General features: G+C 66.9%; 12 protein-coding genes. 2 read left to right on the top strand and 10 right to left on the bottom strand.

The window, feature by feature from the left end:
- Nucleotides 1–109 precede the first annotated feature (109 nt).
- Complete coding sequence (locus EV653_RS30750; protein WP_134107945.1) at nucleotides 110–1,318, top strand: OmpA family protein; 1,209 nt, start codon at nucleotides 110–112, stop codon at nucleotides 1,316–1,318.
- A 297-nt stretch (nucleotides 1,319–1,615) separates the two neighbouring features.
- Nucleotides 1,616–2,563: a hypothetical protein gene (locus tag EV653_RS30745; protein ID WP_134107943.1), complete on the top strand. Its 948-nt coding sequence runs from the start codon at nucleotides 1,616–1,618 to the stop codon at nucleotides 2,561–2,563.
- Here EV653_RS30745 and EV653_RS30740 read toward each other — a convergent pair.
- The 10 genes from EV653_RS30740 to EV653_RS42330 form a co-directional block, all read right to left on the bottom strand.
- A complete protein-coding gene (locus EV653_RS30740) occupies nucleotides 2,542–3,471 on the bottom strand; it encodes a hypothetical protein (RefSeq protein ID WP_134107941.1) in 930 nt (309 codons plus the stop codon). The two genes, EV653_RS30745 and EV653_RS30740, sit on opposite strands and share 22 nt — an antisense overlap.
- Before the next feature lie 126 nt (nucleotides 3,472–3,597).
- Nucleotides 3,598–5,592, bottom strand: a complete 1,995-nt coding sequence (locus tag EV653_RS30735; protein ID WP_134107939.1) for a hypothetical protein — start codon at nucleotides 5,590–5,592, stop codon at nucleotides 3,598–3,600.
- Nucleotides 5,585–6,691, bottom strand: coding sequence for a CHAT domain-containing protein (locus EV653_RS30730; RefSeq protein ID WP_166679628.1), 1,107 nt, complete (start codon nucleotides 6,689–6,691; stop codon nucleotides 5,585–5,587). Before EV653_RS30730 ends, EV653_RS30735 begins: the two co-directional genes overlap by 8 nt.
- A gap of 47 nt (nucleotides 6,692–6,738) precedes the next feature.
- On the bottom strand, nucleotides 6,739–8,262 hold the full coding sequence (locus tag EV653_RS30725) for a hypothetical protein (RefSeq protein WP_134107935.1): 1,524 nt from the start codon (nucleotides 8,260–8,262) through the stop codon (nucleotides 6,739–6,741).
- Nucleotides 8,262–9,650, bottom strand: a complete 1,389-nt coding sequence (locus EV653_RS30720) for a hypothetical protein (RefSeq protein WP_134107933.1) — start codon at nucleotides 9,648–9,650, stop codon at nucleotides 8,262–8,264. The genes EV653_RS30725 and EV653_RS30720 overlap by 1 nt, the downstream gene beginning before the upstream one ends.
- 36 nt (nucleotides 9,651–9,686) lie before the next feature.
- Complete coding sequence (locus EV653_RS42530; protein WP_255511132.1) at nucleotides 9,687–9,818, bottom strand: hypothetical protein; 132 nt, start codon at nucleotides 9,816–9,818, stop codon at nucleotides 9,687–9,689.
- Between the two features lie 338 nt (nucleotides 9,819–10,156).
- Nucleotides 10,157–10,708, bottom strand: a complete 552-nt coding sequence (locus EV653_RS30715) for a nucleotide exchange factor GrpE (RefSeq protein ID WP_134107931.1) — start codon at nucleotides 10,706–10,708, stop codon at nucleotides 10,157–10,159.
- 3 nt (nucleotides 10,709–10,711) lie between these two features.
- Nucleotides 10,712–11,860, bottom strand: coding sequence for a J domain-containing protein (locus EV653_RS30710; RefSeq protein ID WP_134107929.1), 1,149 nt, complete (start codon nucleotides 11,858–11,860; stop codon nucleotides 10,712–10,714).
- Between the two features lie 5 nt (nucleotides 11,861–11,865).
- Complete coding sequence (locus EV653_RS30705) at nucleotides 11,866–13,377, bottom strand: Hsp70 family protein (protein WP_255511217.1); 1,512 nt, start codon at nucleotides 13,375–13,377, stop codon at nucleotides 11,866–11,868.
- Between the two features lie 189 nt (nucleotides 13,378–13,566).
- Nucleotides 13,567–14,565 carry a helix-turn-helix transcriptional regulator gene (locus EV653_RS42330; RefSeq protein ID WP_166679627.1) on the bottom strand — a complete coding sequence of 333 codons (999 nt, stop codon included), beginning with the start codon at nucleotides 14,563–14,565 and terminating at the stop codon, nucleotides 13,567–13,569.
- Nucleotides 14,566–14,577 lie beyond the last annotated feature (12 nt).

Genomic DNA, 14,577 nt, shown 5'->3' with positions numbered 1-14,577 from the left:
GAGGAATCCGGCCACAGCCGCCTCGACTACGTGCACTGCTTTCTGGGATCCCGCTGCCCGACGCACGGACGGCACTGGTACTAGGCCCGCATCGATCGAAAGGAAGACCATGTCACCGAAGTACAGCGCGTTCCGGCGCGGGACAGCCGGTGCCGTTGCCGTCGCCGTCGCCTCAGTGTTGGTTGCCTGCGGCCACCAACAACCCCAGTCGGCGGAACCACCACCCGACGTGGCTGTCGTGGTCAGCGTGCATCGCAATGCCCCGAAGGTTCCGTCCCGGCGAATCCTCGACGCCCTGCCTGATGTGACCAACGGTTCGAACCTGATCTCCATCGGCGTGGACGGCTCCGTCGACGGCGTGGACATCTCGGAGATCAAGATCGGCACGGCCACGTCGAACGACGACCGGCGCAAGGCCGTCGCCCGTGCCAAAGTGGAACTCGGGAAGGACATCGACGCCGCCGTCGCCGGTTCGGCGGAGAGCGACCCGCTCGGCGCGATCGCCGTCGCGGCCAGGCGGCTGCGCGGCAGCGCCGGAGACAAGACCCTGATCATCGCTGACTCGTTGCTCCCGACCGCCGGTCAGCTCCAGCTTCAGCACCTCGGCTTCAGGTGGACAACCGAGGATCTGTGGGAACAGCTCTCCGCGCCGAAGCCGAACAACCTTCCGGATCTGCGTGACATCCGGGTGAAGGTGATCGGACTGGGCCAGACCACGACTCCCCAGTCGCCCCTGGACGAGGCCAGGACCAAGCAGCTCGAGGACCTGTGGCGGACGATCCTGATCCGCTCCGGAGCCAAGGAAAGGCAGGTCGAGTTCGTCCCTTCGGGTGTCGGCACCATTTCGTCGTCCTCGAAGTACAAGGTGTCAGTAGTTCCGATCGCGCCGCCGCCACCGCCGCCGCCCCCGCCGACGCCATGCGCCGAGCAGGTCATCCCCGAGACGATCGTGAGCTTCCAGCCCGACACCGCGACCTTCGTGGAGCCGGACGCAGCCCGGGCCGCCGCCGTTCGCGTGGCAACGGCACTCGCCAAATGCCCGGGCCGGCTGAGCGTCACTGGCACGACAAGTTCGTGGGGCACCGAGGCCGGCCGCACACGCGTTTCCACAGACCGAGCGCTGGCGTTCCGCGACCTGCTCGCCGATGTCATGGGGGTCACACCGGCCTCGATCCTTGCCCGCGGGGTCGGCATGCACTTCTGCGGCTACGTCGTCGACCGATCGAAGCAGGGCGATCTCATCGCGCGGCTGGCCATCCTGAACCGGACAGTGAGGGTCACGACCGGCCCTCCGGCCTGTTCGGCCCTCGGGCCCTAACCCCAACTCACAAAATGGCGCCGGCCGGTGGATCGTATCCACCGGCCAGCGCCTTGCCGACCGTCGTCAGCAGCGGATCGACGGCTCGGCCCAGAACTGCAGTCCGAACCAGCTGAAGCTGAAGCAGTGCCAGATCATCGCTTTCACCTCCTCGGTTGCCCAGGTGCTGGGCGAACCGATCCCGATTCGGAGGTGAGATTCCGGACTAGCGAGGACAGGCGCGATCCGGTCAGGAGCGGTACGGTGCGGTTAGGTCCCCACCGTTGGAGCAGCACCATTGGACCGAGGTGAACGCTTATGAGCTCGAGGCTCGATCTCCTGACCAGCGAACTGGACGAACTACACCGCGGCCGCGGCATCCACACGCCGGGGGTCGCGGCGAGGCTCGGGCCGACGTTGCGGGAGCTGATCTTCGGCGACAACGAGCCGGACGAGGCGGAGAGCCGCAGCCTGATCCGCGCCGCGCTGGTGTCTGCCGCCGAAGTCGTCCCGACCGACCTCGCCCGGATCTTTCGGGCCGGCCTGGGCGTCGACGACACGTCCCCGCTGCTGACCGACAGGCTCGAGCGGCTGGGCGCGGCGATGGACCGCGGCCTCCGGACGATGAGTCGGCGGCTCCGGGAGGCGAACCGCGCGGTGGCCCAGGTCTTGGAGCGCCGCGCCCGGATCAGCGACGACCGGAACCCGTTTGCCACCAAGGGCTGGTACGTCGACCGGCTCGAGTCTCACGCGGTCATCGGCGAGCAGCCGACCTTCACGGGCATCCGCGACATCAAGTTCACCCATGGCAACGTCCGCTATCTCTGCGAGTCGTTCAGCGTCCCCCACGGACACGGGGAACCGGCCGGCGACGAGCTCAGCGTCGTACCCACCGAAGGCTGTGACTTCGTCGAGGTGAACCGGTTCTCCCGAAGCTGCTGGCAACTGACCATCCACCTGCCGCGCGCTTTCGACGCTCTCGAGACACACCGGGTCGGTCTCACCGTCACCATGCCGTCGCGCGCCTTCATCCGGCCCTACAACGTGGTTGTGGCGGTCCGGCGTACCCGCTCGTTCCATGCCAGCGTCCGTTTCGACCCGGACGTCGAGGTTGGAGACATCTGGCGGTACGACGGTGTGCCGCCGCCGAGCATCGACGACGGCGTACCGACGGCTGGACAGCTCGAACTCGACGCCGGGCGGGCCGTGACCGGCGCCTGGCCGATAGTGCGCCAGGGCCTGGCCTACGGCATCGGCTGGTCCTGATCCGGATCAGGACCAGCCGATTCGCGGTCGGGTAGGAGCAGATCGTCGAGAACCTCGCGGACGTTGCACGCCGGTCGGCGCCCGAGGATCTCGGACACTGATCGATCCAGCGCTTCCTGCGCTGATGCTCCCTCCCGCATCAGCGATCGAAAGCGGGTCCTCAGCTCCGCCACCGCGACGACATCCGCCGGATCCGGGGCCGGTGCCGCCAGTTCGCGCTTGTGGTCCTCGGTCAGCGGTCCGACAAAAGTGAGCAGCGGGTGCAGGATCGAGTTGTCGACCCATCGGCGGCCCGCCACCTGCTCGGCGGTGCTGAGGATCAACCGGATGTCGGCGGCAAGCTCCGCGCGGGTACTGACAGCTCCGATCACGCGCAATCCCCCGTCCACACGACTCTTCTCGCCGGCCCAGACGTCGACCGGCCAGACCGCGCTGTGGCGGTCATCGCGACAGACATACCCCCGCATCATCCGGAACAGCGTGCGCAGCCAGAGCCGTTCCTGCTCCTCGACCGCCACCCCGTCGAGCGCGGCATTGATCCGGGCCGCGATGCCGTCGTTCCGCGTCGGCTTCGCCGGCAGGCCACGGCCGACACGACCGTCCCGCTCCAGCTCGGACACCTGCGACGACACGATCGTCCGCGCATAGCCCATCCGCTCCAGTGTCGGAGAGTTCCCCTCGCGCCGGGCCCGCAACCGCTGGATCGCCCGGACGTAGACATCGTGCATGATTCCGAGACATCCGGCGTCACGGCACAGCTGATGGACGTTGTCGCCCCCACCGTCGGAGTACGGCACCCCTCGCGTCGGGCATCGAGTCTGACCGACGGCGACATGCGCTCGTCGGCGTAGTTCCGCGGTCCCGTACCAGACCAGCTCGGCGAGCCGAGCATCTACAGCTGCTGACATTCCTGGAGTCCCCCTCCTGCGAACCCGGCCGAATCGGCCACCGCCCCCCACCGGGCGGTTGTCTTTCCATGGTTCGGGCGGGATGTCCGCAGGACCTAGCAGAGCTGAAGGACTGTCAACTATCTGTCAGGTGAAACCCATCGATGAGGCAACAGGCTCGAGAGTGAGCCGGCCAGACCTGCGCTCGACGTCGAGCGGATAGCTCAGCCAGCTCGCCAGCGCCACCGAGCCCCAAGGCATCACGATCAGCGGCGGCGGCGACAACTCCACCCCCGGAGAGGATTCAACGGGTCCCGGTGTCGTGCTCACGACAGCCGGGACACTCATGACGGCCAGCATCGAGGGCAGGAGCCCCAGCGGGCCGCCGACCATCGACGGCTCCAGCGTGACGTGCGGCATCGCCTGTGCCCTCGCCACTTCGAGCACCTCGGCCATCAACAACGGGTCCCCCAGGGTCGCCGCGGCGTTGATCGCAAGCTCGTGAGCCATGGCCGACATCCTGGACGCCGCAAGACGATCGCCGCTGTCGACCCGCGCGTACCGGATCTCTTGGGCGGCCGTCAGCGCGACGACGGCGGCCTCGATCGCCTGCTGTGGACGATGCAGGGCTTCGAGTTGCACATAGGCCGCAGCCGAGGCAGCGGAGACGGTCATCAGCAGTGAGCCGCCGACCCGGCCACGCCTCCAGATCACTTCCATCCGGCGCGCGGCTTGGTCGTGCTGTCCGAGGCGGAAGTCGACTATCGCAGCGGCCATTTCTATCATCGCCCCGAGCTCCCGCGGATACCCGCCGAGACTGTTCTCGCGGAGCGCGTCAAGCATCTCGAACGCTCGCTGGACCGTTCGTCCAGCGGCTTCGGTCCGGCCGAGCGCTGCCAGTACCATCGCCTCGAGTGTTTTCAGCAACACCAGGACGTGTCCTTGCTCCGCCGGGTCGCACTGCTCCGCAGCGCGCTCGATCGACTGGAGCTGTGCGGGCTCGATGACGCCGGACGAAATCTGCCGACACAGCCCGTTGACGACATCGACCACGTCATTCGCTGTGCCGTCGTCCGGCGAACCCGGACTTTGGGAAACCCACCGGTACAGGACACCGAAGCGCCGTCGCTGGTCGTCGTCGCCCACCCGGCTGACCAACGGACCGGCCGTCCGCACCATCACCTCGACCGAAGTGATATCGCCGGCAAGTACGGCGGCCTCGCCGCGGATGAGATGCCATTCGAGCTGGACGTCCTCGTCGGCTCCGTCCCAGTACTGCCGCGCCTTTCCAAGGTGATCGAGAACCCGCGAGATATCGTTCTGCTCGATCGCGATACCTGCGGCGATGACGTGCAGACCGGCCCCGCTCACACCCTCCGGCCACCACGCTGGCCGGGACAGGACTCGATCGATCAACGTACGGATCCGCTCGATCGGACCGCCGGCAGTCCGGTGCAGGAAGTCCGCCGCGGCAAGTTGCGCGCCGACGACATCCGTCCTGATGTCGACATCGTGGCCAGGATCGGCCGTCTCTGTGAGGATCCCGGCACGCCACGCCCACTCAGCGGCGTCGGACAACTCATCGCGCTCGGACAGCGCGACTGCCAGTTGGGTTGCGCACTCGATCCGAGGTTGCGGTTCCGTGCTCAGCCCGAATGCCTCGACCCAGTCGTCGATACAGCGCTCCTCATTGCCGTTGGTCTGTTCTGCATAGGCTCTGGTCATCAATGCTTCCGCCCGGACCTCGGCCTCAACTGCCTCTCCCAGCGCCAGGAGGGCAGTCATACCGGTGATCAGCTGCCCGGGCTCGACCGGCTCGACATCGTTGCGCAGCAGGAGGACCCAGGCGAGTTCGGGCCACGGCGCCGCTAGAACGAAGTCGCAGACAGCGGACAGACAGGGCAGCAGCATGGGCGGCGGTTCGGCATCGTCCTCCGGCCACAGCTCCTGCATATACCCCTGCAGCTCATCCGCCAGAGCGGCATGCCACCGGGCGGGGTCCACGGAATGTCCCGCGGTGTCCAGCATCTCCCGAATGACGGTACTGACGTCCTCGTCGGCGATCAGCGCCGCCTCGAAGCGCGCCAGCAGGATCTCGAGCGCCTCGCGTACCACGGCCTCGGGCAGCCCGGGCTCACTCATCGACGCCGCCCGGTGTCACATAGCTGGTCAGCGCTGCCCAATACAGCGGCGATGTCTCATAGGTCGGCCGGTCCTTCCACGCCGCAAGACGTTCCAACTGCCAGCCTCGAAGGCAAGCGATCGGCGCCCCGGACCGATGGGCGTGGTGCACAGCCAGCGCCAGTTCAGTTGCGGGAAGGCCGGCCGAGTGCCGCCGATCGGTCGGTAGTGTCCAGCGTGTGCAAGTCACAAGCCTTGCGCCCGCATTGATCGCGGCAACCGGCAGTCCACTGGCTTCGGTGAAACGGGCATCGTCGCTGCCGCATCCGATCAGCGCGACCCTGGCGGGCGCCGGCCAGCGGTCGGGTTCAGCCAGCCACATACCTGCCGTCAGCGGATCACGGATTCCGTGCCGCTGGAAGACCAGGGCTGCGGCGGCAGGCTCCTCCGGCCGGCCCGACGCGACATGACCGAGGTACATCAGCCGCGACCAGGTCCGTGCGGACAGCGCCTTGCCGGCCTCCGCCGCATTCATCGAGTACTTGCCTGGAGCAACTGTGTCACCTGGATCCAGGCCACCCGCTCCGATCAGCTCGGCAGGCAGGCGGCCGGGATAGATCGCCGATTCACCGGTCTCCGGGTCCTCTGCCGGACCGGCGTCCACGATCGCCAGCCCCGGACTCGCCGGATCGGCGACCGGCGCGAGCCGGGACCGGGTGGCCGCGATGCCTGGCGACATCGCGCTGACGAGTGTCGCCTTCTCCACCATCCGGGTGTTCCGGCGGTCGTCGACGGACACCGCCTCCCAGGGCACATTGGCCAGCCATCCCCTGGCCGCGATGTGGACAGTGTGGTGCACGTCAGCGGTGGCGTTCAGACTGTTGCGTAACACGGCAGGCACCAGTCTCGCCCCGAGCAACCTGGCTGTGGCCCGCTCCAGCATCGGATCCACCAGGACATTACGCTCAAGGTCGATCGCGCCGTCGACAGATCGTTGGGGTGCGATCGCGAAAGTCGAGGCCGCCTCATCCTGGGTGTCCCGGACCACCCCTGCGGCGACAGCGCTCACCGGGCCGACACTGTCGGTGTGCAGCAACGCCCACGCCACATGCACGCCCACCGGCTCGAGGGTGAGTCGCCAGATCGATTGATCGCGCCCTTCGAACATCACGAGTCCGCGGGGGGCGCGGCGAGCGGCGGAGCCGCCGAGTACCAGTACTCGGCCGCGGTGGCGCGTCCCGGACCTGTCCACGGGTCGCCGGCCGGCAACGGGGGCAGCTCGTCCGCGACGTCGTCAGGAATCCATAGCTCGGGACCCGGGATCGGTTCGCTGCTTGCGGGCTCCTGCATCAGCGCCTCGCATTGCGCGGCTGCAGCAGTACCACCACCGTTCGGGAGTTCGGCGTACCGCCGGGCCGCGGCTGCCAACGCCTCCAGCGCGGTCGTGAGCAAGCCCGTTCGCGAGCTGAGCGGCGCGACCGAGGCAAGGCGAAGACCGCAGAGCCCACGGGTTGCCCATCGAATCGCTGCCGCGCGCCGGGCCTCCGCACCTGTCCTCGGCGGTGAGGGAATCCCCTTGACCTGCACCTCGACCGACAGCGCCGGCTGTTCGGAGCTCCGGATCCTTTCGGTCACCACTGGATCGAGACGCAATGAACCCATCAACGCCTCGTTCTCCGGCCTCGACTCAAGGTCGACGACTGCCAGGGGAAGCGGCCAGGAACTCTGGTACAACGTCGCCTGAAGGAGCGCAGGCGGCGCGATCAACGAGCTCGGTACGTCGAGATCCGAAGCATGCGGCGACTCGGGGAAGGTCTTGACCACGACCGTGAGAAGGTCTCCCCCGGTCTGTGGCGCGATCGACCAGGACACGGCATCCTCAGCGCGCGACGTCGAGGTCGGCGGCGTCCGATCCCAGTCGACCGGACCTCTGCGGCGGTAGGTGAGCGTGTCATCGTTCCCCATCAGATCGGCGCCACGCGGGCTCAGCTCCGACATCACCGCCCACTCCGCGTCCGGATCGACAGCCGGTAGATCCAACGCCTGCTGTGCGAGCAACAGTTCGGTCTCGTGCTGTAGGTCGTCCAGCAGTTCGGATTCGGACTGTGACGCCAGCAGAGCCTCGACCTCCCGCAAAGCGTCTGCGATCAGCGCCGGCACCGCCGGCGTCAGCCCGAACGTCGAACCGGTACGACGCGACGCCCGCGCCCATTGCACCATGGTCGGAGCCCAGTCGAGCAAGGCATCGGGCGGCGTGTGATCGGCGTCGAGGAGATCGCGCAGCCGCGTCGCCAGGACCTCTTCCTCCACGATCAGCAGTGGGCGGTCGACGGCCACCGGGCAACGATCTTTCAACCAGCGCACGATCCCCAGCCGAACCAGAGCGTCACGCTCAGGTGAGTCGACCAGCGGAACCCGGATCGAGGCTCCGTCCTTGCTGGTTAGGCTACGCATCACCGCGGCCGCGGCGTCGGCGCCGTAGACGGCCTCGATGGCCGACAGCCGGGCCGGATCACTGACCCGGAGTTGCACCGGGCCGTGCGGCGCCATCGGATCCACCGCCAGCAGACTGCCGTCCAGGCTGACGAAGACCAGACCTGCTGCGCCAATCGGATCAGGCCCGATCACGACCGCTCCATCCGGCTCGGTCCGCACTTCGATGTCACCAGCCAACTCAGGATGGATGGTCATCATTCCTCCGACTCGGGGTGCCGATCGATCAGGGCCTTCAGCTCATCCTGGTCGAGAACGTGCTCTGTCCACGCCGTGCCGAACCGGATCCGGGCGAGCTCCGCGTACTCCGCGAGTGTCTCAGGCCCTGGCCGCTCGGTCAGCCTGATCGCGAGCTGCGGATGGCTGAGCAGCAACGTGGTGGTGACATTGATCCGCCCGGCCGATGGCGCGGTCGAGCTCCCCTCCCTGAGCCACGTGGTGACGGCTTCAGGGACCGCCTTGTCCAGTGCTGCGAAGAGCAGTGGATTCACGTCGTCAGAGGTCGCCGGAGCATCGTGCTCGCGCTCCAGCCGGTGCAGTCCCATCCACAGTTTGCGGACCAACGCATGCGACACAAGCTCGAAGTACCGGTCGACCTTGCCGTGCCTGTGAACCATTTCTTTCGCAGGCCTTGCATAGTGGAACCAGAGGGCGATCTTGGCGGCGGTCGCGACCACGAGTGCGTTGTCGACCGTGCCGTCGACAGCTATCGCGTGGCCCTGATCCCGCCAGCTGTTCCAGACCTGGTGCGACCGCGCGACACCCACCGGATCGGCATCCACCGACGCGGTCGAGACGCTGCGCAGTGCGACGCGATGGGTCGGCTCGGTCAAGCCGTACCCCTGGCACGTGCGGCCTACCTCCTCAACCGAGCACCCGTCGCCGGCGTGTGAGTACCCCTCAGCCGAGCATGTCCGCGATGTGCCGAGGAAATGCAGCCGGTATCGCCCCCAGACGCTGCGGTCGGTTCCGAGCAGCCATGAATTTTCATTGCGCGAAGCAACGAACGGCGGTGCGGCGTTCCGACCCAGACCTATCTGCGCGGGTGGGTATGCCGCCAGCGAGGCGGCGCCTTCATCCGCCCACCTCGTCTGATACATCGTGAGGTACGTGGCCGTGAACTCCAGCTTCTCCAGCCGGACCGGTCGGCGCGCCCGTGCCATCGCGAGCTCCCGTCCCAGACCGCTCACATCGACCGAATCGGGCGGATCCTGCGCGTACGCCGTGCCGACGGCAGAACAGCTCGGTTCGCTCAGGTCCGCCAGACTGGCCCGGAGGCCGAGCTCTTGAGCCGCAGCCACCGCGGCCTGCACGACTTTGCGTTGAACCTGCACCGCAGCCATGATCGTCGGCAGCAGGCCGATGATCAGCGCCGATGCTGCCTCCGCAGTACCGGCGGCCAGCGGCGCGCGCTGACGTGGCACTTCGCCTGCCGACGGGTCCCATCGTGCCCGGACGATCCGGCCGGCCACGTGCTGCACGACATCGCTGCGCTGACTGCCGGATCCCCAGCGGAAGATCTCGTCCCACTCCGGCCCGCTCAAAGCTGCGTCGAGCAGGCTGTGCAGCGTCACACTCGTACCCATCCGTTGCTCACCTTTCGCTGGGGACCGACAACGGGGTCAGCGCTGCTGGCTCTTCTTGATTGCCGCTCGGCCGAGGGCGCGTTTCGTCTCCTCACTGGCTTCGTGACGCGGTCGCTTCTCGATCGGATCCGGCACACCCTTGATCTCGGGGTTGGTCCGCTTCTCCATCTGTTCTTCCCTTCATCACAGGGGCGGGGCCGTCCCACCCCTTACGACATACCGACGGACAGCGCGCGGCGATGTCCGGACGTCCGGACATCGCCGCGCTCGTTTCGTCCTGTCGACCGCTCGCCGCACTCACACGGCGCACACGGCGCTCACGGGATCCAGCACATGACTTCCCCCCGGGATCCTCGTCAGGTCGTCATCGTGACGCTTCGAAGATCTTCTCTTTGTACGGATAGCCGCGCTTCACGCTCTCGCAGCCTCCGTTGCGGCAGACGTAGACCACCCAGGTTCCCTTCGGCTGGTAGTCCTCCTTGTCGGCATACATCGGTTGGTGACACTCAGAACACTTCAGTCCTCGCCCCATCGGTTTCCCCTCCGTTGTTGATGTTTCCTTCTTCCGGCCCCGCGCCCTGCGGGCACCTTGTTGTCAATGACAACCACCCGACCCTTACCTCGGCGGGGCGCAGCAACAGCCCGTCGATCAGGTAGCCGGGTCTGATTTCCGCGACGACCCGGTTGTCCAGGCGCGCGTCGTCCACCTCGACCCGGGCGACGGCGTGATGGAACCCCGGATCGAAGGCGAGTCCGGTCGTGAAGCCGAGCGGAGTCACCCCGCATCTCGTCAGAATCTCGGCCAGCTCGTCCCGGATCGCGATCACTCGTTCGTCGTCCTGATCGGGCTCGCCGATGCGGTCGAGCACCAGCACGAGTTGCCGCAGTACCGGTGTGACCATCGCCAGCGCCGCTCTCCGGTCGGCCTGGTTAAGCCGCTTGGTCAGCTCGTCGACAGCCTGCTGCTGGACCTTGTCGTTCAACAGCCGTCGGCGGAAGAGGTCCCGCAGCCCGGCCACCTCCTCGGTCAGCTCGGACACACCCGTCGTCGTCTCCACCGATCAGATCCCGGGCTGGAGCAGCCGGCCGCTCGCCGTCAACGCCTTCGACCGGTGCTTCCACACCGGCAGCCGTCGCGAAGAGGTGTACAGCGCCACGATCAGACCGCCGGCGATGAGCCCGAACATAGCCGCGCCGAAGCTGCCACCGAGACCCGCGAAGAACGGGATCACCCCGAGCAACACGAAAGCGATCAGCCAGGGCCCACTGCCGGTCAGGTTCCACCGCACCTCGCGCGCCTCGACCACCATCTCCCGGAGACCGTCGATGAGCTTGTAGACCTCAGGATTCTTGGAGCGGAGCGTAACCATCCTCTGCACCTGCCGATCCAGCCACTCGACCTGTGCCGCGGAGACGACCGAGAAACCACCGGCGTCGACCAGCCGGCTGTCGTACACGAGCGGCCTGATGCGTCCGAGCGAGTCGAGCGCGTTGTCGTGCAGTGCGATCGCGAGGTAGTACTTGTGCACTTCGTTGTCCGGGTACTCCTGGACCAAAGCTTCCATGATCTCGAGGGCAGTGCCGGGACGATCGTCCTGGAGATGGACGATGGCGATCGCGGTCCGATACTCAGGATTGCCTGGATCCAGCCGCAATGCCTGGTCGTACTCGGTCAGCGCCTCGCGCCACAGCTCTTGCGCAGCGAACGCCTCCGCGAACCCGTAGTGGTAGAGGGCACAGTCGGGACGCAATCGGATCGCCTCGGTGAACTCGAAGCCGGCGTCGCGCCCGTTGCCCAGCAGGAATGACGAGTGCGCCCGGAGGAACCAGGCCTCGGCGTCATTGCCCTCCTTCCCGATCGCCTCCTTGGCCGCGTAGTTCGCGGCGGCGGGGTTGTCAGCCAGCAGGTACTCCCTGGCCTTGTCGATCCAGTTGCCCGGTGTGCTGGTCGGTGTCTCCTGCTGCGGACGTTGGGAGGTGCGTTCCCGGTCGAAAGCTGCCCGCGCCGTCTGGTCGAGCAGGACCTTCTCGGCACGATCGATCTCGCGGACCCGCGCCTCCGCCTCGGCCCGCCGGTCCGGGTCGGCGCTGCTCTGCCGCTTGACCCACTGGCGGCGCTGTTTGGTGACCGCAGACCTGATCGCATCCACGCCCGCGGTGGCCGGGATCTGCAGTACCTGGTAGAAGTCGACGAATTGCGTCATGGTCATGGTCTTCAGCTCACTTCCAGGGCACGGATCTTGTGGGTGGCGTCGTCCTTCTCGGCCGGCGTCATGTTCGCGACATCGGATACCTCGAAGGTCCCCAGCGGCCGGTTGGCGGTCAGGTCGGTGACCTCGATCGAGACCGTCTGGTCGAAGTCGTACGCAAAGGACACCGACACCATCGCGCCGGCGTCGTACGGAGGAATGGTCAGCGTCCGCTCACCGATGACCTTCACGTAGTCGGCGTCGTGGTCGTCGCCCTGGGTGACCTGGACCCGCAGGTTGGTCTGGTTGTCGACGACCGTCTGGAAAAGGTTGGTGCCGGCGGCCGGGATCCGGGTGTTCGGCGGGACGATGACGACGTTCTCCAGCCGTGTCGTTCCCTCGATCTGGGCCAGGGTTCCTAGCCCTTGCGAGGTCACGTCGCGCACCGTGATCGGCGTGCCGTTGACCTCCGGCCGGACATCGCCGTTCGAGTCCGCGGCCAGCACCCTGGCCTGTACCGCGGCGCCGAGCGCGACGATCTCGTCCGGGTTGACGGCCGATTCGGCGACCCGGCGCGACATCGTTGCGACCATCGAGCGAACCGCGGGCATCCGTGTCGACCCACCGGCCAGCAGGACCCGGTCGATGTCGCTCCAGACCAGGCCGATGTCTTCAATCAGCATCTCGGCGAGGTCGCGGGTCCGGCTGACTAGGTGTGAGGTCACATCCTCGAAGTCGGTCCGCGTGATCTCGATGGTTTGCGACATCCCGCCGGCGCTGATCACCACCCGTGCAGCCGGCATCATCGACAAGGCGTGCTTGGCCCACTCGGCCCGATCCCGCAGGTCGGCCTCGGTCCTGTCGTCGTCCAGCAGGTCAGACCCACCGGCCGACCGGAAGCGCTCGTTGATCAACCGCATCAGAGCGTTGTCCCACTCGAAACCGCCGAGGTTGCGATCGCCGGTTGTCCCTAACGTCTCGAAGTCACCGTCGGCAATCCGCATGACCGTGACATCGAAGGTGCCGCCGCCCAGGTCGTAGACGAGGACAGTGCCCACCGTCGGACGGCCGGCCCCGTAGGCGAGTGCAGCCGCAGTCGGTTCGTTCAGAACCCGGTGCACGGTCAGGCCCGCGATCGTCCCGGCGTCCTGAGTTGCCCGCCGGGCGCTGTCGTCGAAGTACGCCGGAACCGTGATCACGGCGTCGGTCACCTGCTCTCCGAGGAATTCCTCGGCATCTTCCTTGAGCCGGCGCAGGATCACCGCGGAGATCTCCTCCGGACGGAACTGCAGACCGGAGCTCGTTTCGAACCGCCACGCCGGATCGCCCATCGCCCTTTTGACGAACTGAACCGTGTCGAGGGGCGCCACCGCAGCCGACCGCTTGGCCACCGCGCCGACCAAGGCAGCGTCTCCCTGGAAGAAGACCACGGACGGTGTGATCCGCTGGCCCTCCCGGTTCGGCACGATCTCGGGCCGCCCCGATCGATCGACCACCGCCACCGCCGAAAACGTAGTACCCAGATCGATTCCGACCATCACGCCCATCGATCCCCCATTTTTCCGAATTCCACGGAAAAGATCGTCGCCTGCTCATCCGCCCGGACACCATCCCCTCCGGGGTGAAAATCGCGCTGCGGAAATTCACCTGATGGGTGGACCGGAATGTTCGAAGGCACGCCGAAACGGCATCCACAGGAAAGTGAATGCCGACGCGGGCGGCGCGTTTCAGAGGCGCTGAGTCGACCTACCCAGATGTCGCGAGATATCGGCGGCCAGTTGCGAGCGTTCGGTCAGCCCGTATTTCTCGCGAATTCTGGCGAGATGGGACTTCACCGTCTCCGCGGAGACGGACAGATGCTCGGCGATCTCGGGGTTACTCCGTCCGTCGGCGAGCAGCACGGCGACCGCCTGCTCCCGCTCGGTCAGGCCCTGGAACCGGCGAGTCGAATCGTCGTCGACCTCGAGCAGCATCTCGGTCAGGTCGGCCTGGAAGCTCCCGCACTCGTGACCGACCTCGTCGAGCACGTCAGCGGCCGCCGTGCCGGGGTGATCGGTGCGCAACCGCTGGCCGGCGCCGTCCAGTTGCGCCCGGAGCCGATCGAGTCGCGCCACCGTATAGTCGACGACGCGCTCAGCGGTCAACGGTGCGACCTCGCGACCTTCGATGCCGGGCAACAAGCCGATAACGCGGACGTCCTCCCAGTCCCGATTCAGGGACCGGGCCAGAACTTCGGCCAACCACTCGAACGCGGCGACCTGCTCGTCCTCGTAGACGCCGGACTTGTAGGAGTGCATCGAGATCACACCGAAGATCTCCCGGCGCGCTTCCAGTAGCCGGAAGAGCGGAACCGTCACCACATCTGCCGACACCTTGCGAGGATCGCCGAACGAGAGCCCGGCACGGACCACCTTGCCGCCATCCATTGCGTAGCGATATGTCCGCTGTTCCCGGAAAACCCAGGCGGTCGGACCGTTGGGGGCAAAAGTGTGCGCTTCGGGCATGTCGTACTTCTGCCCGTCATAGCAATAAGGCAACCGAACTCTGGTGGCGCCCTGAAACAATCCGACATAGAACGCGTCGACACCGGTGATTCCGGCCATCACATTCCGGACGAGGTCGTACCGTCGATAATGATCACCCGCCGGCAGCGTGGCGATCTTGCGGTACGCCTCATGCAGGATTGCCGCCGTCTGCGGGCCCACCTCGAGCAGTCGCGAACGCATACGACTTCCCCC

The sequence above is a fragment of the Kribbella pratensis genome, from assembly GCF_004365355.1.
GTDB lineage: Bacteria > Actinomycetota > Actinomycetes > Propionibacteriales > Kribbellaceae > Kribbella.
Note: the sequence above shows the minus strand (reverse complement) of the source record. Positions and strands in the feature narration are given on the sequence as shown.